Annotated in this window: 18 protein-coding genes; 6 read left to right on the forward strand and 12 right to left on the reverse strand. The window is 60.9% G+C overall.

Annotation, left to right across the window (positions count from 1 at the left end):
• The first annotated feature begins 163 nt into the window (after positions 1 to 163).
• The 6 genes from HU767_RS05785 to HU767_RS05810 all read left to right on the forward strand — a co-directional run bounded on the left by HU767_RS05785 (position 164) and on the right by HU767_RS05810 (position 10,861).
• Positions 164 to 646, forward strand: coding sequence for a hypothetical protein (locus HU767_RS05785; protein WP_186709911.1), 483 nt, complete (start codon positions 164 to 166; stop codon positions 644 to 646).
• A gap of 31 nt (positions 647 to 677) precedes the next feature.
• Positions 678 to 5,579, forward strand: a complete 4,902-nt coding sequence (locus HU767_RS05790; protein ID WP_186728758.1) for an RHS repeat-associated core domain-containing protein — start codon at positions 678 to 680, stop codon at positions 5,577 to 5,579.
• 192 nt (positions 5,580 to 5,771) lie between these two features.
• Positions 5,772 to 6,329 (forward strand): fimbrial protein, encoded by a 558-nt coding sequence (locus tag HU767_RS05795; RefSeq protein ID WP_186728760.1) that lies wholly within the window; start codon positions 5,772 to 5,774, stop codon positions 6,327 to 6,329.
• Between the two features lie 135 nt (positions 6,330 to 6,464).
• Positions 6,465 to 7,166, forward strand: coding sequence for a molecular chaperone (locus HU767_RS05800; RefSeq protein WP_238349420.1), 702 nt, complete (start codon positions 6,465 to 6,467; stop codon positions 7,164 to 7,166).
• A 36-nt stretch (positions 7,167 to 7,202) separates the two neighbouring features.
• Entirely contained in the window at positions 7,203 to 9,710 is a 2,508-nt protein-coding gene (locus tag HU767_RS05805; RefSeq protein ID WP_186706995.1) for a fimbria/pilus outer membrane usher protein, read from the forward strand.
• Between the two features lie 65 nt (positions 9,711 to 9,775).
• Positions 9,776 to 10,861: a fimbrial protein gene (locus HU767_RS05810; RefSeq protein ID WP_186706996.1), complete on the forward strand. Its 1,086-nt coding sequence runs from the start codon at positions 9,776 to 9,778 to the stop codon at positions 10,859 to 10,861.
• Positions 10,862 to 11,396: 535 nt separating this feature from the next.
• Here HU767_RS05810 and HU767_RS05815 read toward each other — a convergent pair.
• The 12 genes from HU767_RS05815 to HU767_RS05870 form a co-directional block, all read right to left on the reverse strand.
• Positions 11,397 to 12,854 (reverse strand): hypothetical protein, encoded by a 1,458-nt coding sequence (locus tag HU767_RS05815; protein WP_186728762.1) that lies wholly within the window; start codon positions 12,852 to 12,854, stop codon positions 11,397 to 11,399.
• A 101-nt stretch (positions 12,855 to 12,955) separates the two neighbouring features.
• Positions 12,956 to 15,169, reverse strand: coding sequence for an autotransporter outer membrane beta-barrel domain-containing protein (locus HU767_RS05820; protein WP_186706998.1), 2,214 nt, complete (start codon positions 15,167 to 15,169; stop codon positions 12,956 to 12,958).
• 243 nt (positions 15,170 to 15,412) lie between these two features.
• Positions 15,413 to 17,485, reverse strand: a complete 2,073-nt coding sequence (locus HU767_RS05825; protein ID WP_186728764.1) for a hypothetical protein — start codon at positions 17,483 to 17,485, stop codon at positions 15,413 to 15,415.
• Between the two features lie 142 nt (positions 17,486 to 17,627).
• The gene (locus HU767_RS05830; protein ID WP_186728766.1) at positions 17,628 to 18,359 is read right to left on the reverse strand and encodes an adenosylcobinamide-GDP ribazoletransferase; all 732 of its coding nucleotides are present in this window, start codon (positions 18,357 to 18,359) and stop codon (positions 17,628 to 17,630) included.
• A gap of 2 nt (positions 18,360 to 18,361) precedes the next feature.
• Positions 18,362 to 18,937 (reverse strand): alpha-ribazole phosphatase family protein, encoded by a 576-nt coding sequence (gene cobC / locus HU767_RS05835; protein ID WP_186728768.1) that lies wholly within the window; start codon positions 18,935 to 18,937, stop codon positions 18,362 to 18,364.
• Positions 18,934 to 19,989 (reverse strand): nicotinate-nucleotide--dimethylbenzimidazole phosphoribosyltransferase, encoded by a 1,056-nt coding sequence (gene cobT, locus HU767_RS05840; RefSeq protein WP_186728770.1) that lies wholly within the window; start codon positions 19,987 to 19,989, stop codon positions 18,934 to 18,936. The genes cobC and cobT overlap by 4 nt, the downstream gene beginning before the upstream one ends.
• The gene (cobU, locus tag HU767_RS05845) at positions 19,986 to 20,507 is read right to left on the reverse strand and encodes a bifunctional adenosylcobinamide kinase/adenosylcobinamide-phosphate guanylyltransferase (protein ID WP_186728772.1); all 522 of its coding nucleotides are present in this window, start codon (positions 20,505 to 20,507) and stop codon (positions 19,986 to 19,988) included. The genes cobT and cobU overlap by 4 nt, the downstream gene beginning before the upstream one ends.
• A gap of 340 nt (positions 20,508 to 20,847) precedes the next feature.
• The gene (locus HU767_RS05850) at positions 20,848 to 22,299 is read right to left on the reverse strand and encodes a cobyric acid synthase (protein WP_186728774.1); all 1,452 of its coding nucleotides are present in this window, start codon (positions 22,297 to 22,299) and stop codon (positions 20,848 to 20,850) included.
• Positions 22,296 to 23,288 carry a threonine-phosphate decarboxylase CobD gene (gene cobD / locus HU767_RS05855; RefSeq protein ID WP_186728776.1) on the reverse strand — a complete coding sequence of 331 codons (993 nt, stop codon included), beginning with the start codon at positions 23,286 to 23,288 and terminating at the stop codon, positions 22,296 to 22,298. Before cobD ends, HU767_RS05850 begins: the two co-directional genes overlap by 4 nt.
• Positions 23,281 to 24,189: an adenosylcobinamide-phosphate synthase CbiB gene (gene cbiB / locus HU767_RS05860; protein WP_186707006.1), complete on the reverse strand. Its 909-nt coding sequence runs from the start codon at positions 24,187 to 24,189 to the stop codon at positions 23,281 to 23,283. The genes cobD and cbiB overlap by 8 nt, the downstream gene beginning before the upstream one ends.
• On the reverse strand, positions 24,186 to 24,836 hold the full coding sequence (gene bluB, locus HU767_RS05865) for a 5,6-dimethylbenzimidazole synthase (RefSeq protein ID WP_186707007.1): 651 nt from the start codon (positions 24,834 to 24,836) through the stop codon (positions 24,186 to 24,188). Before bluB ends, cbiB begins: the two co-directional genes overlap by 4 nt.
• Positions 24,833 to 26,230 (reverse strand): cobyrinate a,c-diamide synthase, encoded by a 1,398-nt coding sequence (locus HU767_RS05870; protein ID WP_186728778.1) that lies wholly within the window; start codon positions 26,228 to 26,230, stop codon positions 24,833 to 24,835. Before HU767_RS05870 ends, bluB begins: the two co-directional genes overlap by 4 nt.
• Positions 26,231 to 26,238 lie beyond the last annotated feature (8 nt).

Raw genomic sequence — 26,238 nt, forward strand, 5'->3', positions numbered from 1 at the left:
TACGCTCGAAGCGAGGACTTGGGAACTATCAGAACTGTTAGGTTTACGACGGTGCTTTTTCTGTTAGCTTCTTATGAAATCCGTACTTTCCATGCGCGACGAAAGCACGATTTTATAGAGCGGTCATTGACGCACAACGCAGAAAGGGAAGAAGGAGTGACACATGAATAACTTCAAACACTATCTACCAATACTTTTATTGAGCCTGATCAGCTCGAGTGGCACTGCAAACGAAAACATAAGTAACACAAAGGATACCAGCAATGCCTTAGGACAAATTGAGGTTATTGAAGGTGATGGCATCCACAAGTGCAGCATTCCAGCGTTGGATGGGGAATATGTGGTCTCAAAACATGGCTGCACAAACGATCAAGCCTATAACGTTCGTTTCATTAACGTACCGTCCGCGCTCCGCATCACATTCTTGGATGACAAGTGGACTTCAACATGCAAATGGAGTGCGGGTTGGGAAATAGAAGTTCGCACGATAAAAAACCCCACCACTACTGACCCGATGTCTCTCGATACAATGTTCAACGCACCTGCGGGACAGATCATTGAACCCGGTGTATTGAAGACCCGGCATAGCGGCGGCGGGACGGTCGGTGGACACCTTAGCTGCATAGAGGTCAAATCAGGCACATGAGAATACTAATATTACTCAAGGAATCTTAATTATGGCCACCACCACCGCCGTCCACTCCAACGCCTTCAACTTCCTCAGCTTCGTTCAATCCGGAGTCGACGCGCGCACGGGTCAATACACCATTTCCTTATCTCTACCCGAAGTCAAAACCTGCGAACTCAGCGGCCCGGTGGTGCCCCTGACGCTAAACTTCAATCCCCTCAACACGGTCAACGCCGGTTTTGGCCTGGGCTGGGAAATGGGCCTGACGCAATATGCCCCCAGCAACCAGATCATTTCCTTGCATTCAGGCGAAACATTCAAGGTGACCGGCCCTTACCCCGGCTTCGCCAATCGCTTGCGGATGAAAGAACAGAAAATAGAAAACTTCAAATTATTTACCGTGCCCGACACAGCACAGTTCAAGGTTGTGCACAAGTCGGGATTGGTGGAAGTACTGGAACTGAAGGGGGCCAGCCCGCAAGTGGCCGTGCCAATCAGACTGTATTCTCCACAGGGACATGAAGTCACCCTTGAGTACATTTCCGTCAACGGCAAGCCCATGCTCAGTGCGATGCGGGATAACACGGGGGCGGTGCTGCAAATCACTCGCGACACGACAGCGCATACCGTCACGTTCTCGCTGGGCATCGTTAATGGGACGCCTTCAGCGCGGGTGGTCATGAACCTTAAGGACGACCGCGTAGACCGCATCACGCTGCCGACCACCGAAGGCGCCGGCTGGCGCTTCGAATACCGGACCGAAAAAGACCTGGCTTGCATCAGCGAAGTGTGGACGCCCCTGGGTGCTCATGAAACCGTCAGGTACAACGACGAGGGCCACGGTTTTCCGGGCGGGGACAACTCGCGCAAGTTGCCCCGGGTGACCGATCACATCACCGACCCTGGCAGCGGCGACCCGCCCATTACCGTGAAGTACAGCTACAGTGCCGACGGCCATAACTTCCTGGGCTACGGCAGTTCGATCGACTGGGATGATAGCGGACTGGACAACCTGTTCAGGGTCCTCGATCGTTACACCTACAGTTCCACCGAACGCCTGACGATTGGAAGTGAAACCGTGCGCAGCATCACTCGCACCTTCAACCGCTTCCACCTGCAGACCGAGGAAGTCGTTGCCCAAGGCAACCACCAGAAAACCCTGCGCACGCGCTACTACGCCGATGATGACGACAAGCTGTCCTTCGACAACCAGCCGCGGCAATGCCAACTACCCAGGCAAACATCGACGCTGTGGGCCCTCAGCGATGACCCGCGTTTCTGGCGCCTGGACAAGGAAATTACCGAATACGACATCCATGGCAACCAGACACTACGCATCGAACCCACCGGCCTTACCGAGACGATTACCTACTACCCCAACGACGGTGTCGAAGGCTTTTGCCCGGCAGACCCGTACGGCTTCGTGCGGCATGTCCGGGAGAAGACGGTAACGCCGTCAAGCGACCCCCAGCGCGTCCCGGGCCTGGAGCCCGGCGCGTCGGTCAAGCGCGCCCGGTTTCGCTATGAAACATTGCCGGCCATCAGCGACAGTGCGATCCCACAGCCCTGGTTGTGCGTGGTGGAAGAGCGCCTGTATGAATTGATCGACGAGACGGAGCGACAACTTTCCCTCACGGTCTTTGACTATATCAATGACCCCGCCACCCCGTTGACCCACGGCCGGCGCGCGCGGCAAGCCATTACCCTGGGCGATGACTCCGGGCCGACCTCGGTCATCGATTACAGCTACACGAAGAATCCCAGCAACCAATCCTTGCGCACCGTGCAACAGTTTTCGTCGGATGTCGACAACGCCGTGCGCACGGTGATCGACGAACGCTCGATGCTCAATGGCGAACCTTTGCTGGTCACCGAAAACGGCATACAACACCGTTATGTTTATGACGAGTTGAACAGGGTACAGAGAGAAATCCAGGCACCCGATTCCGATTATCCGGCAACACGTCGCTACAGCTACCGCCTGATCCGTCCGGCCGATGCGGGACAGGACCCGATAACCACCCAGGCTTACCAGCAAATGGAGGACGTCAAGGGCGTCAAAGTCCGCACGCACTTCGACGGCATGAGCCGGGCGGTACGCGAAGAAATGCAAGACGTGGACCATTCCGGCGGCAGCTACCGGGACATCTACACCGCGAAATACAACGCCAAGGGCTTTCTGATCGAGGAAACGAACATCGACTGGCTGGAAGCCACCGACCTGCCCCTGACGACGTCCTACACCTACGACTTGTGGGGGCTGCAGGACAGCGTCACCCGGCCCGACGGTGTGAAGGAGTGGACCCTCAACAATCCGATTGCCTTTACCACCGAAGAATGGATCGACGGCACTGCCCGCACCCGGACCATTACCAATCGTTTCGAAAAAACCGTCAGCGTCGAACAGATCGGGGTGGATGGGCGGCGCATCAGCCAGACCTCGTTCAAATATGACGGACTGGGCAATTGCACCCAAGCGATCGACGCGCTCGGCCAGATCACCCGCTATCGCTACGATGCGTTCGCACGCTTGCTCAGTACCACCCTGCCCGACCTCAGCACCGTCCGTTACACGTACGCCGAACACAGCCAGGCCGAACTGCACACCTCGATCGAGGTGGAACCGGGCAATACCCACCTGCCCACCCGCCGCCTCGGCGAGCAACGGTTCGATGGCCTGGATCGGCTGGTAGGTTTCAAGGTAGGCCCAAGGGACGAGCAACTGGTGTACGAAGCCGGCCATTTCCAACCCAAGCATCGGATCACCCCGGCCGGCAACCAGATCGACTATCAATACAAACACGGCTTGAGCGAGAAACCGACCGTTGTCACCGCCCCCGACGATGAGTCCACTTTCGAAGTCGACCTGCTGGATGCCCGGCTCGACAGCTCGAAGAACAGCCAGGGCGAATATCATTTTTCCTATGATGAAGCCGGCCGTTTGGTCGCCGAAAGCTGGAAGGATGCCGTCGACAACAAAACCTACACCACCCGCTACAAGACCTCGCTCAAAGGCCGACGCCTGAGCCGCACCGACATCGGCAACCATCAGACACTCATGGATTACGACCGCCGCAACGGGCGCCTGCTCAGTATTGAACAAGGTCAATTGCACGCGGCCTTCGACTACGATGTGATCGGTCGTGTGTACCGCACCACCAGTCAAGACAAGGCGACCAACAACACCCTGACCACCACCCTGGAATTCGACGAATTGGGGCGCGAAACCTTGCGCACCCTGGTGCTGCTGGATGCACAAAACCAACCGATCGAAGCCGAACGCTCCATCGAATTGACTTACCTGGCCGACAGCAATGTGAAAACCCGGCACTTGCGGGTCGGCGGCGCCAGCGCCCTGCTGGAAACCTACAGCTACGACCTGCGCGGGCGCCTGGAGCGCTATCGGTGCTCGGGCACCGACCTGCCCAAGGACCGTTACGGCAATGCCATTGTCAGCCAATATTTCGAATTCGATGTGCTGGACAACATCATCTATACGCGAACGGTTTTCAGCGATGGCCGCCTGGACATCGCGCATTTCACCTTTGCCGAAGACGATCCTTGCCAACTGGTCGGCGCCAGCCATAGCCATCCTGACTACCAACAGCTGGAAAGCCGCTTCAGCTACGACCCCGACGGCAACCTGGAGCACGACGAGACCGGTCTACGGCTGCGCTATGACAGCCAGGGGCGCCTGGTACAAGTCACGACGCCGACGGGGCAGTCGGTGACGGCGTACCGCTACGACCCCCATGACAACTTGCAAGCCGTCCAGCCACAAGGCGACACCCAAACCCTGCGCTTCTATCAGGGCACACGGGTCACCGACACCTTGCACGACGATCATCACATTCAGTTTCTCTACCATGAGGGGCAACCCCTGGGGCAACAAACCCCCAGCGACGACGGGCAGACCCTGTTGCTGCTGACCGATGCCAAGCGGTCGGTGATCGGCGAGAACCAGGGCAGCGATGTGCGCAGTGTGGTTTATGGAGCCTATGGCGAACGTGACGAAAACAATGGGCTGCAAAGCTTGCTGGCTTTTAACGGTGAAGCGGTTGAGAGCACGGGGTGGTACTTGTTGGGTAACGGTTACCGCGCCTATAACCCGAGCCTGATGCGCTTTCACAGCCCGGACTCGATGAGCCCCTTCGGCGCCGGCGGCCTCAATTGCTATATGTATTGTGCGGGCAACCCGATTGCTTTTAGCGACCCGAGCGGGCACCGCGCGCAAAGCCTCGTTAATAACTATGGATTCCAGGGAGGGTTATTCGGGGCCTCGATATTCATTGGTATCGTGCTTTCCATTCTGACGGCTAACGCTGCGCCACTTATAGCAGCCGTGGCTGAGGCGGTCGGCACAACAACCACGATGGTGGTCTCCACGGTCAATACCGTGGCGAACATCGTGACCTGGGGCTCGATGGCGGCAGCCGCGGGGACGGAGGCGGCGAGAATGTTCGTTCGGGATGAACAGGCCAATGAAACGTTGGGATGGATCGGTGCGGGACTCGGTTTGATTACGATGCCGAAGGTGAAAGCAGTCAAAACCGGATCACCTCAAGTCCGGGTACATGTCCCCGAATCAATTTCAGAGACGACCAAAACCTCAGTGAACTGGTCTGAAACTGCAAAAAATCACTTCAACTCAACCTCAAAAAAGACTTCTCTTTCTGAGATAGAGTCTGTAGGGGCCTTTCAGACTCCTCCTTCTAAGACCAAGTCTGGAGGGGCCTTTCAGACTCCTCCTTCTAAGGCCGAGTCTGGAGGGGCCTTTCAGACTCGTCCTTCTAAGACCAAGTCTGGAGGGGCCTCTCTCAGAGAGCGGCTGCTGGAGGATCAAAGGAAGGCGACTGAAAATGTAGTAGCTGGTGGCCCTCAGTTTTTCAAGTTCAGGGAAGCGGGCATGCCACACGTTATAGAAGGAGTTCATCGTTCTAAACCCGCCTAACGTGCTGCGCCTTTCGAGGGCTTGCATTACATCAGGAAACATCATTAAACACCCCGCCACCGCAGGCGCTCAAAAGTGAGAGTTCTCTCATATCCCCCCGCCCCACTCCCTACCTAGAATCCGCCCCCGAGACAGCGTCCCCATCGGCGATGTCTCGTGTGCACCCCACTGTTCCATCAAGGATTCTAGTCAATGAAAAAATCTGCACTGGCCGCCTCCCTGGGCCTGATCGCCGCCCTGGCCGGCCATTCGGCGTTCGCCGCCACCAGCACCGGGCAAATCAATTTCACCGGTACCATTAACGCCAACACCTGTCCGATAGACCCCATCGACCCAGGTACCGGCGCCCCGGGCCCAATCAACCTGGGCAGTGTCGCCGCCACCGATTTCGGCGGGGTCGCCGATGCGGAAGCCGGCGGTCGTGAATTCGCCCTGCGCGTCAAGGACGGGGCCACCTGCGGTTTCGGCCCCAGCGATACCGCGACGGTGACCTTCACCAGTACCCACGGCAACGCCGGCACCGGTGGCCGCTACTATGCGATCCAGACGGGAGGTGCCACCGGCGTCGCCCTGACCATCAAGGACAACGAGAACACCCCCATCGACAGCGGCACCCCGTCGAAGGCCTACCCGCTGAACGCCACCGGCGAAACCCGGATGATCTTCCAGGCCCGCTACCGCTCCACGAGCGCAACCGTGGTGCCGGGCCCGGTCATCGCCAACATCAATTTCGTCGCCACTTACCCGTAATGCCGGGCTCTTGGATGCATGGCCAGACGGTCATGCACTCAAGAGCATCGTTCGCCCCGTGTGGACGTCAGCATCGCCCAGGGACTCTCCATGTTTCGATTCATCCAGAAAAACCACAGGGCCAGGGCCGCGCTCATGGGCGTCCTGGCGCTGCTGTGCTACGCCCCGCTCAGCCACGGCTCCTTGACACTGAGCACCACCCGCGTGGTGTTCGACAGCGATAAACGCAGCGTTTCGCTGATCGTCGCCAACCCCAGCGACAAAGTGTTCGCGGTGCAGTCCTGGGTCAATACCAGCGCCGACGACACCACCACCGCCGTGCCCTTCGTGACATCGCCGCTGCTGTTCAGCATCAGCCCCGGCAAGGAACAGCAAGTGCAGATCAATGGCTTGCCCAACACGCTGCCCACTGATCGCGAGACGTTGTTTTATTTCAATGCCCAGGAAATTCCCCAGGCCGAGACGGACCAGAGCAATGTGCTGAACATCGCCATCCGCACCCGCATCAAGTTCTTTTATCGTCCGGCGCAGTTGAAGCAAAACCCGAGCGAACGCCTCAAGGATCTTCAATGGTCGTTGCAAACAATAAACGGCAAGCCAAGCCTGGTCCTGCACAATCCGACCCCCTTCCACTATACGTTCCAGCGCCTGGAAGTCAGCAGTGACGGCCGCTCGAAAACCCTCGACAACCCGACCATGGCCGCACCGCTGAGTCGTGAAATTTATGCACTGGGTGAGCTCAAGACCGGCAGCGCAGCGCAGGTGTCCTTCACCACTATCAATGACTACGGCGGTATCACCCCGCCCATCACCTTGCCCCTGCGGCAGGACCGTTAACCCCGCCGCTCGCAATGTTTGTCAGGACACATGACCATGATCAGATCTTCAGAAGGTCGACGCGTGCGCGCTCGCCTGCGCCTGGCCCATTATTTATTGGTCGGTGGCGGTAGCGTGCTGATCGGGACGGGGCAGGCGATGGCCCAGGCGCAACCGATGTTTCTGTCCGGCTTCATGCGCCAGGGGCCGGACCAGACTGCCGACGCCGGCCAGTTAGCCTTGCAGGCCATGGCTAACGAACAAGGCGTGTTGCCGGGCCGCTATCGGGTGCAGATCCGGCTCAATCAGCAGTATTTGGGCGAGCACGACATCGAGTTCATCCAGGGCGATAAGGCCGCCCTGTCGCCCTGCCTGAGCGGCGCCCTGCTCGATCAGTTCGGCGTGAACGTCGAAGGCGTGGCCGACACGCAATCGCTCGCACGTCCGTGCATCGACCTGCCAACCCTGATTCCCGGCGCCCGGGCCGATTTTGACGCAAGGCAGTTGCACCTGGACCTTTCCGTCCCGCAAATCGCCATGCGTCGCAAGACGGTCGGGTACGTCGATCCACAGCGCTGGGACTATGGCATTAATGCGGCGTTTCTCAATTATCAGGTTTCAGCCCAACAAGGCACGACCCGCTATGCGGGGCACAACGATAGCCAGGATCTGCTGTTGAACGGCGGCATCAACCTGGGCCCCTGGCGACTGCGCACCAACCAGAGCGGACGCCAGGACAGCGATGGCGAACGTAGCTGGACCCGCGCCTACACCTACGCCCAGCGCGACCTGCCCGGCCTGAATGCCAACCTGACCCTGGGTGAAGCGTACAGCGGTGGTGACGTATTCAGGAGTGTGGCGCTCAAGGGCGTGATGCTCAATTCCGATTCGGGCATGTTGCCCGATGTCCAGCAGAATTATTCCCCGGTGGTCCGCGGCGTGGCCTTCAGCCGGGCGCGCCTGGAAATACGCCAGGGCGGCTTTCCGATCTACGCCACTTACGTCAGCGCCGGCCCCTTCGAAATCGATGACCTGAACACCGGCGGCGGCAGCGGCGAATTGGAGATTATCCTCACCGAGGCTGATGGGCAGGTCAGGCGCTTCACCCAGCCTTACGCCTCCTTGGGCAACCTGCTGCGGGAAAAAACCTGGAAATACAGCGCCGCCATCGGACGCTACAACGCCACCGGCCACCTCGATGATCCCTTGCTCTGGCAAGGCACGTTGGCCGCCGGCGTGGGCTGGGGCGCGACACTCTACGGTGGGTTGCAAGCCAGTGACTACTACCAGGCCACCAACCTGGGAGCGGCCAAGGATCTGGGTGCCATCGGCGCGTTGGCGCTGGACGTGACCCGCTCCAGCGCCGATGTCGATGCCCAGGCATCGAACGCGGTGCAGGGCACAAGCTATGCGATCAAATACGGCAAGACCTTCGATTCGCGGACCAGCCTGCGTTTCGCCGGGTACCGCTATTCCACCGAGGGTTATCGCGACTTCGACGAAGCGGTGCGCCAACGCAGCCTGGACTCGACCTTCAAAGGCAGCCGGCGCAGTCGTCTGGAAGCCTCGGTCTACCAGGGCCTCGGCCAGCAGAGTTCGCTGAACCTGACGCTCTCCCAGGAAGATTTCTGGCGCAGCAACGAGCAGCTTCGCCAGTTTCAATTCAACCTCAACACGCGCCATCAAGGGGTGAACTACAGCCTGTACGCCGGCCAATCGCTGCGCAGCAAACAGCAGTCGAGCGATCGACAAGTAGGGCTGAGCATTTCCTTCCCTCTGGATCTGGGCCACACCAGCTCCGCCAGCCTGGACCTGCAGAAGACCGGCCAGACCTTGAGCCAGCGAGCCAGTGTAACCGGCAGCCTGGATCAGAACCGCCTTGGCTACCGGGCCGGCATCGTCAATGAGGATGACCGTCAACAGTCGGCCGAGCTCTCGATGAGCTATCAAATGCCCGTCGGCAACTTCGGCGCGGGGCTGAACTACGGCAGTGCCTACCGCAACCTCTCGCTCAACGCAGCCGGCGCGGTGGTCATGCACAGCGACGGGGTGGAATTCGGCGCCTACCTGGGGGAAACCGCCGGCCTGATCGAGGTGCCAGGCGTGAAGAACGTCGGCGTCGTCAGCTCGCCAGGTGTGCGCACCAACGCGCGAGGCTACGCCTTGGTTCCGTACCTGCGGCCCTACCGGGTCAACACCCTCGAACTGGAGATGGATGAACTGGGGCCGGACATCGAACTGGACAACGGAACCGCCCAGGTCGTGCCTCGGCGCGGTGCGCTGGTCAAGCATTCGTTTACCGCCCGCACTGTCCAGCGCGTGGTCATTACCGGGGCGTTCGAGGGACGTCCGCTGCCGTTCGGTGCCCAGGTCAAAAACGCACAAGGCGAGACCCTCGCCGTAGTCGGCCAGGGCGGCGTGGCGATGTTTGGCATCGAGGGTCATCGACAAACGCTTGCCGTTGCCTGGGGCGAGAAGCCCGGGCAGCAATGCCGCATGCCGATCGACCCCGAGCACATGACGCTGTCCCAGGGCTATCGCTTGCAATCCGTGGTTTGCCAGTGACTCACCTTCATCCAGGCGGTGTTGTCGCTGCGACTGACACCGCTTTCATCGCAGGAAACGTATTGATGAAATTACCGTCGCGACACGTGTTCAGCCTCATCGGCGTGTTGGCCGGCTGCCAATTTGCCCACTCCGCCCTGGCCAACACCTGTCGGTGGGATGCCGCGCCGGGGCCGATCAATTATCAAGCCGACCTGGGGACCGTCTACGTACCCCGTGATGCAAGTGTCGGCAGCGTGATTGGGGTGATCGACAAGTTCGTGTTCAGCAACAGTCCCGGGCCCGGGATCACCTGCAATAACGACGGCAGCGTGGTCTTGGATTTCAATGCCGTGAGCGTGGCGCCCCTGCAACGCCACATCCAAGGCGTCATGGGAGGTTCGGGCAGCAGCGACAAGATCTTCTCCACCAACGTACCGGGCGTCGGTGCCCGCATTACGCTGGAATCAGGTTTCGATGGTCAAGCCGGCAATGCGTTCGTCCCGATTGGCAGCCCGGTCGTGCCGTTCGATGCACGATTGGCGCAAAACCTGATCGTACCGTTCAATCTTTCCAGGCTCAGGAGCAAGGTCACCCTGATCAAAACGGGGTCCATCGCCCCCGGCCCTCAGGTGGTGAACCGGCATATGTTCGACGGCAATTTTTCCAACATCGGCAAGGGCTTTGGCTACAGTTTGAGCGCGACGGTGATGCAAGCCCAATGTGCCGTGGGTGCCAACCCGGTCAGCGTCGATCCGGTGCCGCTGGGGGACTGGCAAGTCTCGGACTTTACCCATCCGGGCTTCACCACTACGCCGACCCGATTCACCATCACCCTGTCCAGTTGCGAGGCCGACCCGACCAACGCCAACCAGGCCAATGCCCACATCCGCCTGGACGGCGCCGATGGCTCATTGCCCGAGGGCGATGGCAGTCGCGGAGTGTTCACACTGGGTAACGGATCGACCGCCGGGGGTGTAGGGATGCAAGTTTTACGCGGAGATGGCATCACCCCCGTCCCCCTGGGTACGGATGTTTCCTTCGGACCTATTGAAGACGGCAGGAACAAAACCCTGGACTTCAATGCCAGCTTCTACCAGATCGGCAACGTGGGCCAGATAACCCCCGGCACCGCTCGGGGAGCATTGAGCTTCACGATTACCTTTCAGTAATACCTCGGCAAAAACCGTGGGAGCCGAGCTTGCTCGCGATTGCGATCTGCCTGTGCCGATGGTATTGGCTGTGCCGCCGTCATCGCGAGCCAGCTCGCACACAGTGGACCTGAGTCGTACACAGCATCTGAGTACGCCACCGAACCTTGTGGGAGCGAGCCTGCTCGCGAAGACGTCGGCACATCTAACATCTGTGGTGCCTGACACACCGCTTTCGCGAGCAAGCCCGCTCCCACAGTGGACCTGAGTCGTACACAGCATCCGAGTACGCCACCAAACCTTGTGGGAGCGGGCTTGCTCGCGAAAGCGTCGGCCCATTCAGCATCTGTAGTGGCTGATACACCGCTATCGCGAGCAAGCTCCCACAGGGATTTATGGCGAACGCGGCATTTGCATCCCCTGGTTCAAGTGTGGGGGCTTGCTCGCGATAGCGGTACGCTCCACGGGGGTTAGGTCGCCGACGAGGCTGCTGTGATCCTCAGAACCATGGTGTTCATACTGACGACTCCAGCCCCTCCACAATGACCGCCCGGATTCAATCAATCAGCCCCGGCGTCAAATGATCGAAAGGTGTCCAGTCCTTACCATCATTGAAGCTGACTTTCGTCTCAACCGTGAATGTTCGATTACTCACCAGAGATACCATGAAGTCCTTAGGCAAACTGACACGTATCCCGGCCGTAACCTCTGCCAGTAGTACCCGGTGCCGATTCAATACAATCCTGCTATCCGTTTCATCCAGGGAAATCTTGCCCGATACCGTGATGGTCACCAGACACGCCTCGCTGATAAAGGCCCATGCCCGCTGAAAGACGGGCACCCCCGTATCAGTAATCCTTCCTTTGGAAACCGGGTCGGTAAAAGGCAATTCAAGCTGAGGCACATGGAATCGGTCCGAGGGGAATGTGCCAATCGCGACCGTCAGTATTCCGGACTTCTTGTTCGACGTGTCGGCCAGGACAACGTCGTAATAAACCGGTACACGCTTTCCGAACATCGCCGCGATATTGCCAGGAGGTATGCGCACTTCTTTGGTGCCCCAGGGCACGGGAACAGGAATAGCGCCAAACTCATCTGGCTCACCGAACTGCATATGGACGACATCATCATCGTAATAAACGGCATCGACAGGGATTTTCGCCGTGGCACCGGCTACTACGTTTGAAGGGGTCAGGTCGGCATATTCCGCGGGGCTGCCTTCGGCTTCGGTGATCCACGGATGAGGCACATAATGTGGCGCGCGCACCACCGATACCAGAAACGATACCGCGGTGGACTCGACTGATTCGTTGCCCGCCCTGTCAGCCACATGATAGGAAATCGACCGTGTACCATCGCCCATCCTGCGTATCAACGCTTCGGTGAAATCCAGCCGTATGGGGTCTTCGTAATTATTCAGGTCGAGGTCCTTGGTGACCTCTTCCAACTGGCCGTTATGTTCATTGCGCCATCGAGCGGTGATCGTGTCGCCAGGGGCGGGCTCCCGGTAAGTGGGGACAGTGACGGTAATGATTCCGTTATGCTCGTTGAGGTATTGTTCGGAGAGGCCGTTTTGGATGATGTCCTGGTCAATTAACAACTGGTTGTTATGAGCAAGGTCAGGCGGCGTCGTATCGAGGGTAATCTCCAACTCAGCAGAGTCATCAGCCTCATTGTTATAAGCCGTCGCCTTGTAGCGCAATCGATGAGGCCCGTCATTACCACGCAGCTCTTCTTGAGGCAACGTCACATATCGGTCTGACGGTTCTATACACTCATTCCAAGTTCGGCAATCCACCCTCTTACCGTCAAGGAACAGCTCAACCTTCTCTTCACTCAACGTCGGATCAGAATGATCCCACAGCTCGAACCAAACCGTCAGATCGCTGTGCGTGGCGGCTTCGGGGAGCAGATTGTTTTGACCACCCGGGACATTTGAAAGCAGTTCCTCCACGCGGGGCGCAGGTAACTCTTTGGGACTATCGGAAGACGGTGCATCTGCTGACTCGCTCATGAACAAGACTCCTCAAAGAAGCACGAGGACAATGGCCGCAGCCGTTATCCCCGCATCGTGTAAAGAACATTGAACGTGCCGCGCAGCGTCAACCCATGGAATTACCAGAGATAGCGCACGCCCACGTTGGCCCCCCACGGCTGCTCGATCTTATTGCCGTTGCTGTAATCGAAATCGGCGTGGACCGACACTTTGTCAGTCAACGTCATCGCCACACCCGCGCCCAGCTCACCGCGCGAACCGGAGAGGTCATTGCTGAACTTGTTATCGTTGACCTGCACGTCGTTGTTATTGGCGAACTCGTGCACATACGCGGCACGCAGGTACGGCTGCAGCACGTTGCCTTCGCCCAGGTCGAAGTTGCGCCCGACCGTCGCACCGACCTTGCCCAGTAACGAGTGCGTGCGGTCGCCTTCGGCGGACAAGCCATTATCCAGGCGATAGTCCTTGCCCTCGATGATCACGCCCGACAGCTGTGTATAAGGTTCGACGAAGTAGTCGTCTTCCAACTTGATATGACGACCGAACTCCAGGGAGCCACCGACGCCGTGGCTGTCGTAGCTGCCCTTGGCCTTTTTGCCATCGCTCAGGCGGACGTCGGATTCGTTCTGGAAGCGGTTGAACTTGAGCACACCATCGAAGTAATAGCCGCTTTCCTCGTCCAGCCACGTGGTGTAGGCACCAAGGTAGAAACTGTCGACTTCACCGGTGGTACCGCGACTCAAATCCAGGTCGGACTTGCTGTAGCCACCCATCACCCCCACCAGCCACTGCCCGTCACCGACCGGCAACGGCGCATCGGCACCCAACGACAAGCCCTGCTGGGTTTGCTTATAAGCCACGCCAGAATTGGCGCTGACATTGAATTTGTTACCGTAGGCACGCATCCAGCCACCGGTCTTGCCTGGGTCACGGCGCACTTCGCCCATGCGACTGCGCAAAGTGCTGAGTTCGCCGTACCAGACCGTGGGTGCGGCATTGAACAGCGCCATCACTGATCGGGTACCGGGGCTTATCACTTTCGAAGCGGTGTTCAGGTACCAGTCGTTGTCGCCTTGCTTGATCAGGTTGTAGGAATAAGCGCCCAAGTCCACTTCCCCACCCAGCAGGGAGAACTGGGCATCACCGCCCCCGATGTGGACCACAGGAATCGCGCTCGCCGCCCCAGGTTCGGTGCCACTGCTGTCGAGCGCCACCACATGATTGCCGGTGGCCGTGCCGGTCACCGTCAACGTATCGACCTGGCCCGTGGTGAAGTTGGTGTGCATGTAGAACGTACCGTTGCCCGACAGCTCGCCCACGGTCAGTTTGAAGAACTCACCCGGGTTACCGAACTGGATGCCACCGCCGTTCATAGAGAGTTTCTCAACCTCGCCGTCGCCGACCATGATCCAGCGGGCTTCGTTGTTGACCGCCAAGCTCTCGACGTTTACCAGGTGACCGGTGAGTATCGCGAAGTTGTCCAACACCACGTTGGCGCTGCTGCCATCTTCCACGATGATGTCGCCGACCAGTTGACTGTTATCGGCGCTGAATTTCGCCGAAGAGCCATTGACGACTTCCAGCAGCGTACCGTTACCGCCCACCAGGGTAGAGCCGTTGTTGACCTGGATATTCACCCGTTCGGTGTTGGTCTGGGTCTGGCCGTCGACGATGATCGCCGAGCCGGCCAGCCCTTCGACACGGGAATTGTCCAGGATCAACGCGTTGTCGGCGGACAGGTTGAGGTCGGCGAACAGGTACACACCGTTGAGCCCACCGATGATGGTGCTGTCGGTGGCGGAGATCTTGCCGCCGAAACTACGCACGCCAATGCCATCGGCGTTGCTGCCAGTTACGGTGGAGCCTGCTTCGAGTGTCAATTGGCTGAGGGCACTGAGGGTTGCCCCCACTTGTCCACCGATGATCTCACTGTCGCTGACCACCGCGGTAGATCCACCGCTGGCCGTTTGCGCCAGGCGCAGCCCGATACGGCTGCTGACTATTTTGCTTTTATTGGCGATGGTCGTTTCACTGGCAGACAGATCGACCCCGTTGGTCGTGTCCTGAGCGGTGACCTGAGTCCCGTTGAGTGTGATATTCGACCCTGTGGTCGCCCGGATCTGGTGCGTCGTGGCGCCATTGGCCGTCAGCTTGCTTTCGTTCTCCACCAGGTAATCATCGGGCGTGGTGGTGGCGTCGATGGTCTTGGACGCACCATTGTCGATGAGTGTCTGCGCCAGACCGGTGGGGCTGAGCAACAACAATGGCGCGAGGGTCACGAGTTTGAGAAAACGCGCAAGCGGTGTGATGGAGAATGAGTGGCTAACGGGCATGGATAACTCCTGGATGAACAAGCGGTCTGGCAACCGTCGTGCCTGGCGTCTTACTGCCCGGGGCCGAACGATCAAAAGGCGGCAATCCTAAGCACTCGCTTCCTGGATATATGTAGGATTTATCCTTGTGTTTGTGAGACTTTTCTTGTTGCTTCCGTATGAAATATCAATCTAGGCGCCTTTCCTACAGGTCCGCACGGCAGGCGCGCCCGGGCAACAGGGGCCCGGGTGCCAGCTTCGAGGTTAAGGCCTTGGGATCTCGCACGGATCATTCGGTCGGTGGAAGGCTGTGCGGGTTGTCAACGGCGTCGATTCAAGCGTCTCCGAGCCGTCATCGTGGAAATACTGGATCTTCGCCCGGCCCCTGCGATTCGATGCGGCGTTCTCGTCATAAAGCGGCAGGATATGGGTCGTGTAAGGTTCCACCCGGATGGTGAAGCCGGTGAGAGGTGTACCGGCATCGCCCAACTTATAGGTGTCCCTGAATATCGCGGCGGTGATGGGATCTTCAGCTGCGCTGAGATCCTCCCCTCTCATGGGGGTGAACACCAATTCAATTTCATCACCATCCTCAAGCACTCCGGTTAGGTCAGGGATGGCGACCTGGAGCGCGCCATCGGCATCAAGCACCGAGCAGCCTGGATAACCGGTCGGGTTAGGGATGGTGGGAAAACTCGCAGGTGGCAGCTCAACCGCAATGGCATTGACATCGACCAAGGTTGGCGTGGATTCGAGATCATTCTCAATGCCTGGCGCGCTCAATTGATAGTGCACCGGCACGGTCCGGCCATTGCCACCGTCCTTGATGTAGTTCCAAGGAATGTCGACGGTTTGATCCTGGCCAGGTACGTGATCAGGATCTGTATCATCAAAGATGATCTGGGCCTCAACGACACGCGCGCCATTCCAGAAAAAATCGATGACATGACCGTTAACAGCCGCGTCGTACCAGGTAAAGGTGAATTTCGCGTCCTTGTCCTTGTCGGCCCGCGTCAACTGGTTGGTCTGGCTATTATCCCAATTCTTGACTTCACCTACGGTCAAGCTTGGATGCACCGGATCCGGCCAATCGGGAGACGGCCAGGGGACCCAGGGGATCGGCACCTCGAAGTTGACCTCGATATCGATGTCTTCAGGTCCGAATAGCCGACCTTTACGCACGACGTGATAACTGACGTTGGTCGTCTTGTTGCCGGTGGTGTTTTCGCCGTATTCCTCGAGCATGAGGAGTTTCGGTTCCACCAGTATCTCGATCCTGGGAGGTGGATTGGGGCCAACGGGTTGGTCGGCCAAGGTTGTATTTCCCCACTTCAACCGAATGTCGTCGTAGCTCTTGGGATCGTCATACATGGGAATCCACACGCTCACCCCCGACAAAGCATGCTCAACCACCAAGGGGCCCGGATCTGCCTGGGGGACTTCCGGATCTTTTAGATTGGTCGGTAGCGGCCCGAAGGTGAGGCTTATTTTCTGCCAAAGCGACAGAGCGCTGGGATTGGTCGCCTTGTCGATCAGGACGTAGATGAACACGCATTCGGCATCGCCAAACGCACGAATAAGATCGCCGTCGATTTCGATCGGGGTGTCTGAGATGCCCGGGGAGGGAACATCGTTGAAGAAAATCGGGGAGAGTCCACTCAGGTCCTCGGGAATGTCGGCGGCATCCACCAGGTAAACGGCGATTTTATCCGTCGCTTGCCAATCAGCGTAACCAGGAATTGTGGCAGTCAATTTGCTGCCAGGCGCCAGGTTTGTGTCGTCGAGGTACACGTCCGAAAACTTCAACGCCTCTGGCGGGTCGTGTCTATAAGGTGGTTGTTGATCGATAACGATCGGGGATATTGGTGAATCGTCTTCTTCATCCTGATAAGAGTGGTGGCGATACTTAAGACGACACGCAGCAAGTTGCGGAAGATCACTCGGCTGGATGAGCATCTCGTAAGGAAAGGTTTCCGTAAAGTCGGTAGCACCTGCCGGGATTACAAATTCATGATCAGCCACGACTTCAAAACGACCGGTGCCCCGATCAAGCAGAACTTCGATTTTTTCCGGGGCCTGGGGAGGCGGCAAGTTAGCCCACTTGGGAATTTTCACCTTCATTCCGTTCTTCAGACTGGGGCCGTTGATCAGACCGGTCGCAATGTCGACTATAGGATGATCGATGATTATCGACTGATCGCCCAACCCCGACCGGTGCTCGGTGCGCATCCTGAGATAAGCGCTGTGCGCCTCACGTCGCGCCAGTCTGTTATCCGCATTTGCCATGCTATCGCTCTCCCATTGACAACGTTCAGCCGTTGAAACGTCAACGGCCATCCAATTTTTCTGGCAGATCGATAACACCGGGCACGACACAACGCTTCCCATCGCTCTGCGCGGCAGCTGAGGCCTTGAGCGAATTAAGCACGCGTTTTCAATGACGCGATACTGTCAGAGTTGACAGGTAGCCAGGGCAAACTCAGCCCAACACCACAGCCACCAACACTGCCACTTCAAGCAACTCCAACAACGCCCCAGCCGTATCCCCCGTGCAGCCTCCGAGCCTGCGCAGCATCATCCGCCGCACGCCGACAAACACCGCGAAGGCAACAACCAGCCCACAGACACCCGCCCACCCCGCAAGCAGCACGCAGCCCAACGCGCACACCAATAACACCCACCAACCGGCACGCCGGGGCAGATGATCGGCCAGCGCCTGACCCAACCCGCCGGCCCGCACGTACGGCGTGGTGAGGAACAAGCCCAGCAACGCCGAACGCCCCAACACCGGCACGATGATCAACATCATGCCCTGCCCTTGCTCGCTCAACGCCAGCAGCGCGGTGAACTTGAGCAGCAGCACCAACACCAGGGTGATCACAGCGATCGGCCCACTGCGCGGATCTTTCATGATCAGCAGCGTGCGCTCGCGGTCGCCAAAACCGCCGAGCCAGGCGTCGGCACTGTCTGCTAGGCCATCGAGGTGCAGGCCGCCGCTGAGCAGCACCCACGCGGTCAGCAAGAGTGCGGCGTGCAGCAACGGCGGCGCACCCAGCAGCAGTGCATCGAGCAGCCACAACACGGCGCCGAACACCAGCCCCACCACCGGATAGAACAGCAGCGAACGGCCCAGCTGTTCAGGCTCGGGCATGCCGGGCAGGCGTACCGGCAGGCTGCTGAGAAATTGCAGGGCGATCCAGAACGGCAACATGTTCAAAGCACCTCTTCGAGCACTGAACCTGCCGCCACGGTCAGGGAAAACAGCGCGCCATGGGCCACTTCGACGTTGAGCAACTGCTCCCGAGGCAGGCCTCGGGCCTGGGCCAGCAGCAGGCGCATCACGCCGCCGTGGCTGACCAGCAAGACCCGTTGGCCAGCGTAGGCCACGTGCAGGCGTTCGATCGCCGTCAGGACGCGACTGGAAAATGCCAGCACCGGCTCGCCTTCAGGCGGCGTGAAGGCATAAGGGTCGGCCCAGAACCGGCCCAGCGCCTCGGCATCGGTGTCCATCAACGCCGCCGCGCTACGCCCTTCCCAGGCGCCGAAATGCAGCTCTTGCAGGTCTTTATCGACGTGCACCGGCAGGTTGAGCCGGGCGCCGAGTTGTTCGGCGAAACGGGCGCAGCGCTGCAAGGGCGAACTCACCAGGCGATCCCAGGGCCCGCCTTGGGCGACGGCTGTGTGCATCTGCTCCCAACCCTTCGTCGTAAGGGCGTCGTCGAGGCTGCCACGCAAGCCGCCGCCCAGTTCGGTTTCGCCGTGACGCAGCAGGTCCAGGCGCAGGGTCATGCCGGGCGATCCGCCACGGCCGCTTCGGCAAACGTCGCCATTTGCCCATGAAGGTCACAGGCCAGGCGCAACAGCGGCACTGCCAACGCCGCGCCACTGCCCTCGCCCAGGCGCAGGCCGAGGTCCAGTAGCGGTTCGGCGCCGAGGGTTTCCAGCACGTGGCGATGGCCCGGCTCGGCGCCGCGATGGCCGAACAGCAACCATGGTCGGCACGCCGAATTGATCCGCACCGCCACCAGGGCCGCGACGCTGCAGATGAAGCCGTCCACCAGCACGGCGACGCCCTGCTGGGCGCAGGCCAGGTACGCGCCGACCAACGCGGCGATTTCAAAACCGCCGAGGTTGAACAGGGTCTGCAACGGGTCGTGGCCCTGGGCAGCGTGCAGCGCCAGGGCCCGTTCGATCACCTGGGCCTTGCGGCTGACACCCGCCGCGTCCAACCCGGTACCCGGCCCGACCAGATGCGCCACCGGGCATTCGAGCAAGGCGCAGGCCAGGGCGCTGGCGGCGGTGGTGTTGCCGATGCCCATCTCGCCGCCGATGAACAACTGCGTCCCGGCCGCGACCGCCCGCGCCACGCTGTCGCGGCCGGCGTGCAAGGCTTGCTCGCCCTGGCTTACCGTCATGGCCGGGCCCTGGGCGAAATTCGCCGTGCCCGGACCGACGTTCAGGTGCCGTACGCCGGGCAGGTCCAGCGAAGGCGTGACGGTGCCCAGGTCCACCACTTCCAGCGACGCGCCCAGTTGCCGCGCCAGGACGCTGATGGCCGCGCCACCGCTGACGAAGTTGAGCAGCATCTGCCCGGTGACTTCCTGGGGATAGGCCGATACGCCTTCAGCGACCACACCATGGTCACCGGCAAAAATCGCGATCCATAGCTGATCGAGGCTCGGCTTGACCTGCCCTTGCAGGCCGGCCAGTTGCACCGCCACCGACTCCAGCCGGCCCAGGGAACCCGCCGGCTTGGTCAGTTGTTGCTGACGGGTCGTGGCCAGTTCCACGGCCTGGCTATCGACGGGCTTGCACGGGTCCAGCCACCAGCGATGATTCATAACGCAGTACCTTTGAGAGTCAGGGGCAGGCCGGCGACGCTCAGCACGACGCGCTGACAACGTTCGGCCAAGGCTTGATGCAGCCAACCGGCTTCATCGACGTAACGGCGCGTCAGCTCGCCCAGGGGCACGACACCCAGGCCGGTTTCGTTGCTGACGAAAATGACTTCGCCGGGGAGCGCGCTGATGCAGTCCAGCAGCGCTTCACGCTCGGCGACCAGCCGGTCGGGAGCGTCGAGCATCAGCAGGTTGGTGAGCCAGAGGGTCAGGCAATCCACTAGTAGGCATCGATCGCTTGTGGCGTTTTCCTGCAGTACCCGCGCCAGGGCCAAGGGCTCTTCCACCAGCGCCCATTCGGCCGGCCGCCGGGCGCGGTGCTGGGCGATGCGCGTGTTCATCTCGCCGTCCAGGGGTTGGCTGGTGGCGATGTAGGTCACGGGCAATTGGAAGTCTGTGGCGAGTTTTTCAGCCAGGCGACTCTTGCCGGAGCGGGCGCCGCCGAGGATCAGTTGCAGCATGGGTTGTTACCTTTTATTTGGCGGTGTTGCGACTGGCGCCATCGCGAGCAAGCTCGCTCCCACAGGGGACTTGTGTATGCCCACAAATCCAATGTTGGAACATTGGCTATCTTTTGTTAGCGGTGTGGCTGCCGGCCTCATCGCGAGCAGGCTCGCTCCCACAGTTGATCGAGGGTGTACATGAATGCTGTGGTCATCAGAGATCCAATGTGGGAGCGAGCCTGCTCGCGAAGAGGCCAGCCCAGCTACCCTTGGTTCCACAGAACCCACAAGAAATCTCCTGAGAACACAAATCCCCTGTGGGAGCGGGCTTGCTCGCGAAGGGGTCGGTACAGGCCCCTCAAATCCCACAGAGTTCACGCAACACCCCAGTATCCAGATGCCGCTCCACCAGATCCGCCAACCGCTCGATGTCCCGCTCGCGCAACCCGTGGTAATCCACCGCCTGTACATCCTGCAACCCGGCCCAGCGCAACAACGCGCTACTGGCCGCCGGTGATTCGAACAACCCATGCAGGTAAGTGCCGAACACCTGTCCGTCGAGGCTCTGGGCGCCGTCACAACGGCCGTCCTCCAGATGCACCGCCGGATTTTCCAAGGCCGGGCCGCTGGTCACGCCCGCGTGGATTTCGTAGCCGCTGACCTCAGCCTCTTCCAAGGCCAGCCGCCCGCGCACATTGCGCAACTGCTTCTCGTGTTCCAGCGTCGTTTCGAAATCCAGCAGGCCCAGCCCGGCACTGGAACCGGCCGCGCCTTCCAGCCCCAACGGGTCGTGAACCTGCTGGCCGAGCATCTGCAAACCACCGCAGATGCCCAGCAACTTGCCGCCGTAGCGCAGGTGACGATGGATCGCCGTCGCCCAACCGTTGGTACGCAGGTAAGCCAGGTCGCTGCGCACGCTTTTCGAACCGGGCAGGATGATCAGGTCAGCCGGCGGGATGGGCTGGCCGGGGCCGATGAATTGCAAGTCGACCTGCGGGTGCAGGCGCAGTGGATCGAAATCGGTGTGGTTGCTGATGCGCGGCAACACCGGCACCACCACCTTGAGCACCTGTTCAGCCTTGTCGGTTTGGCGCTGGTCGAGGCCGTCCTCGGCTTCCAGGTGCAGATCCATCACATAGGGCAACACGCCGATCACCGGTTTGCCGGTGCGCGCTTCCAGCCAGTCCAGGCCCGGTTGCAGCAAGGCGATGTCACCGCGAAAACGGTTGATGATGAAACCCTTGACCCGTGCCTGCTCGCTGGGGGAAAGCAACTCCAGCGTGCCCACCAGATGAGCGAACACCCCGCCGCGATTGATATCGGCGATCAGCAGCACCGGGCAATCCACCGCCTCGGCAAAGCCCATGTTGGCAATGTCACCGGCACGCAGGTTGATCTCCGCCGGCGAGCCGGCGCCTTCCACCATCACCACCGGATAGGCCGTGCTCAAGCGCGCATGAGAGGCCAGCACCGCTTGCATCGCGATGGCTTTGTAATCGTGATAAGCCACGGCGTTCATGGTGGTGACGGCGCGGCCATGAATGATGACCTGGGCGCCAGTGTCGCTGTTGGGCTTGAGCAGCACCGGGTTCATGTCGGTGTGCGGTTCAAGGCCGGCGGCCTGGGCCTGCACTGCCTGGGCGCGACCAATTTCGCCGCCGTCGGCCGTGACGGCGCTGTTGAGGGCCATGTTCTGCGGCTTGAACGGCACCACGCTTACACCCTGGCGTCGGACCCAGCGGCATAAAGCCGTGACCAAGGTACTTTTGCCGGCATCGGACGTGGTGCCCTGCACCATCACTGTGGTCATCGGTTGTCCTTGGCGTAGGCGTCGAAAGCCTGTTCGAGGCGCAGGAATTCGCTGTCATCGGCCGGCAGCCCAAAGCGCAGGCTGCTGGTATTCACGAACAGACGCAGGAGAATGCCGCGCTGGGCCATGAAATCGTGGAGCCCTTGGGCCTGTTCGGTGACCAGCCACTGGAACAATCCGCAACCGCCTTGCGGCTTGAAGCCTTGACGTTCGAGCAACAGCGCCAGGCGTTGGCTGGTGGCTTCGCAGCGTTGGCGCTGGCGCGCATGGGCGTCGGTGTCCAGCAAGCACGCCTGGCCCAGCACCCGGGTCGGCCCGCTGACCACCCACGGCCCGACCTGTTCGGCGAGCAACTTGAGCAAGCGCCGCTCGGCCAAGACAAACCCCAGGCGCACCCCGGCCAGGCCAAAGAACTTGCCGAACGAACGCAGCACGATCAACCCGACCAGCTGGGTATGCGCCGCCAGGCTCAGCGACGGCGTGACGTCCATGAAGGCCTCATCCACCACCAGCCAGCCACCGCGCTGGGCCAGGCGCGCATGCCAGTCCAGCAAGCGCTCGGGCGCCAGGCTCAGGCCCGTGGGGTTGTTCGGATTGACCACCACCAGCACGTCGAGGCTGTCGAGAAAGAAGTCCACTTCCGCCTCCAACACTTCGCGCACGATGTAGCCGCTGCGGCGCCAGGCTTCGGCGTGCTCGGCGTAACAGGGCGACAAGACGCCGACCTTGCCGCTGCGACGCAGGCGCGGCAACAGCTGGATGGCCATCTGCGAACCGGCCACCGGTAGCACATTCAGCGCACCGTAATAATCGCAGGCGGCCTGTTCCAAGCCGTCATCGGTTTCCGGCAAACGCGCCCAGGCCCGCAGGGGAATCGCCGGGACGTCGAACGGCCAAGGCGCCAGACCGCTGGACAAGTCGAGCCAATCCGCTTCGGCAATGCCGTATTGCCGGGCTGCGTTGCGCAAACGGCCACCGTGCTCAAGCATAAAACTCAGCTCCCAGGCAGAGAATCAGCAACCACAACCATACCCCGCGCTGGACCAATTGCCAGCCGCGGTCGATGGAATCGGCACTCGCCGGCACGCCCTCGCCCAAGGGCGGACGTTGGTGCAGTTCACCGTGGTAAACCGCCGCCCCGCCCAGCTCGACACCCAGCGCTCCGGCACCGGCGGCCATCACTGGTCCGGCGTTGGGGCTGTCCCAGGTCGGACCCTGGGTGCGCCAGCACTTGAGCGCCAGGCGGGTTTTGCCGAGCAGCGCGTAGGTCAATGCCACCAGGCGCGCCGGAATATAGTTGAGCACATCGTCGATTTTTGCCGCCGCCCAGCCGAAGCGCTCGAAGCGTTCGTTGCGATAACCCCACATGGCGTCGAGGGTATTGCTCAGGCGGTACAGCACCACCCCGGGCGCGCCGGCCACGGCGAACCAGAACAACGCGGCGAACACCGCGTCGCTGCCGTTTTCCAGCACCGATTCGGTGGCGGCGCGGGCCACGGCGGTTTCATCCAATTCAGCCGTTTCGCGACTGACCAGATAACCCACACGCTTGCGCGCCTCCTCCAGATCGCCGCTGCGCAACGCCCGCGCCACCGGCTCGACATGTTCACCGAGGCTGCGCAGGCCGAGGGCACAGTACAACGCCAGAATCTCCACCAACCAGCCCACCATCGGCGCCCACGAAAGGGCCGTGGCGAGCAAGGTCAACGGCACCACGGCGATGATCCACGCCGTCACCCCATGGCTGCGCCAACCACGTCCGCCGGAATTGAAGCGCTGTTCGATGCGCTCGGCAAAACCGCCGAACGCCACCAGCGGATGCCAGCGCCGGGGCTCGCCCAGCAGCGCATCCAGCGCCACCGCGGCGGCACTGAGCAGGGCCACACTCATGGGCTCGTTCCCCAACGGTTTTCATACAGCAGTTCATTGAGCGGACGGGGTTGCGCCCAACCTTCCAGGGCGAGCATCGGCGCCGGATAGAAACCCTCGACCGGGCCCAGGCAAAGAATCGCCAGCGGCTTGGCCCCGGCGGGCAACCCCAGCAAGTCGGCCAGGGCCTGGGGCTCGAACAACGACACCCAGCCCATCCCCAACCCTTCGGCACGGGAGGCCAGCCACAGGTTCTGGATCGCGCAGGACAGCGAGGCCAGGTCCATTTCCGGCAAGGTCCGGCGACCGAAAATGTGCCGCTCGCGATCCTCCATCAAGGCCGCCACCAGCACTTCGGCGCAGTCGTCGATGCCTTCGACCTTGAGCTTCATGAACTCGTCGCTGCGCTCGCCGAGGGCCTCGGCGGTACGGATGCGTTCTTCTTCCACCAGTTGGCGGATCTGCCCACGCAAGGCGCGATCGCTGATGCGGATGAATCGCCATGGCTGCATCAGGCCGACGCTGGGGGCCTGGTGCGCGGCTTCCAGCAGGCGGCGCAGCAAGGCCGGCTCCACCGTGCCACCGCTGAAATGGCGCATGTCGCGGCGCTCGGCGATGGCACGGTAGACGGCGTCGCGTTCGGCCTGGGAAAAAGTGGTGTTTGTCATGGCCTCTTCGCGAGCAGGCTCGCTCCCACAGTGACAGGCGCTGTACTTGAGATCACACAATCCCCTGTGGGAGCGAGCCTGCTCGCGAAGGCGGCCTCAAGGTCAGGCGCAAACAACGCCGCAATCGCCCGCGGATTGGACGGGAAATATAAATGCACATAGGAAGCCGTCATCCGCCCCTGTCGGAAAACCGCCTCCGCCCCTCGCCCGCCATTCGGGCTATGGCCACGGGCAATCGGCTTGAGCTCGGTGCTGGTCAGGGAGTGATGATAGGTATGCCCACGCAGGTTGCCTTCCGGCAAATCCACCGATTGCAGCGCCAGGGCTGCCAGGCGCTTTTGCATCTGCGCATCACCGGCCAGCAACCCCAGCAGTTCCGCGCGCACGCCGTCGACGTCGGTCAGTGAATCGAGCAGATACAACATGCCGCCGCATTCGGCGAGCAACGGCTTATTGGCGGCATGGTGCGCACGGATCGCCGCCAGCATCGGCGTGTTCCGGGCCAGCGCAACGTGGTGCAGCTCCGGATAACCGCCGGGCAAATAAAGGCTGTCCGCCTCGGGCAGTTCGCCGTCATGGATCGGCGAAAAGAAGCGCAACTGCGCGCCCATGGCCCGCAGCAGATCAAGGCTGGCGCCATAGGTGAAGGCGAACGCTTCGTCACGGGCCACGGCGATGCGCACCCCATCGAGCCACGGCTCAACGGCGACCACCTCGGGCGCGGCGAACGCCACGGCGGGCGGCAGCGCCACTTCGCAACTGCCGGCCAGGGCATCGGCGGCCGCGTCGAGGCGCGCGTCCAAGTCGTTCAACTCGCTGGCCTGGACCAACCCGAGATGACGACTAGGCAATTCGATGCCGGTTTCCCGGGACAGCGCGCCGTACCAACGCAGGCCTTCGGTCAGGCTGCCTTCGAGCAATTGCGCGTGACGCAAGGTGCCGACCCGGTTGGCCAGGACACCGGCGAACGGCAGGTCCGGTTGATAACGCGCCAGGCCCAGGGCCAGGGCACCGAAGGTCTGGGCCATGGCCGTGCCGTCGATCACCGCCAGCACCGGCACGCCAAAATGCCGCGCCAGGTCGGCGCTGGACGGCGTGCCGTCGAACAGTCCCATCACCCCCTCGATGAGGATCAGGTCCGCTTCAGCAGCGGCTTCCCACAACAACCGGCGACTTTCCTGCTCGCCGACCATCCACATGTCCAATTGATAGACCGGCGCGCCGCTGGCCCGCTCCAGGATCATCGGGTCGAGAAAGTCCGGGCCGCATTTGAATACGCGCACCTTGCGGCCCTGGTTGCGATGCAACCGGGCGAGCGCTGCGGTGACGGTGGTCTTGCCTTGGCCCGAGGCCGGCGCTGCGATCAGCACCGCCGGACAGCGGCGGCTGGTCATGGCGGGAT

It is taken from the genome of Pseudomonas sp. SWRI179, from assembly GCF_014268705.1.
In the GTDB taxonomy this organism is placed as follows: Bacteria; Pseudomonadota; Gammaproteobacteria; order Pseudomonadales; family Pseudomonadaceae; genus Aquipseudomonas; species Aquipseudomonas zanjanensis.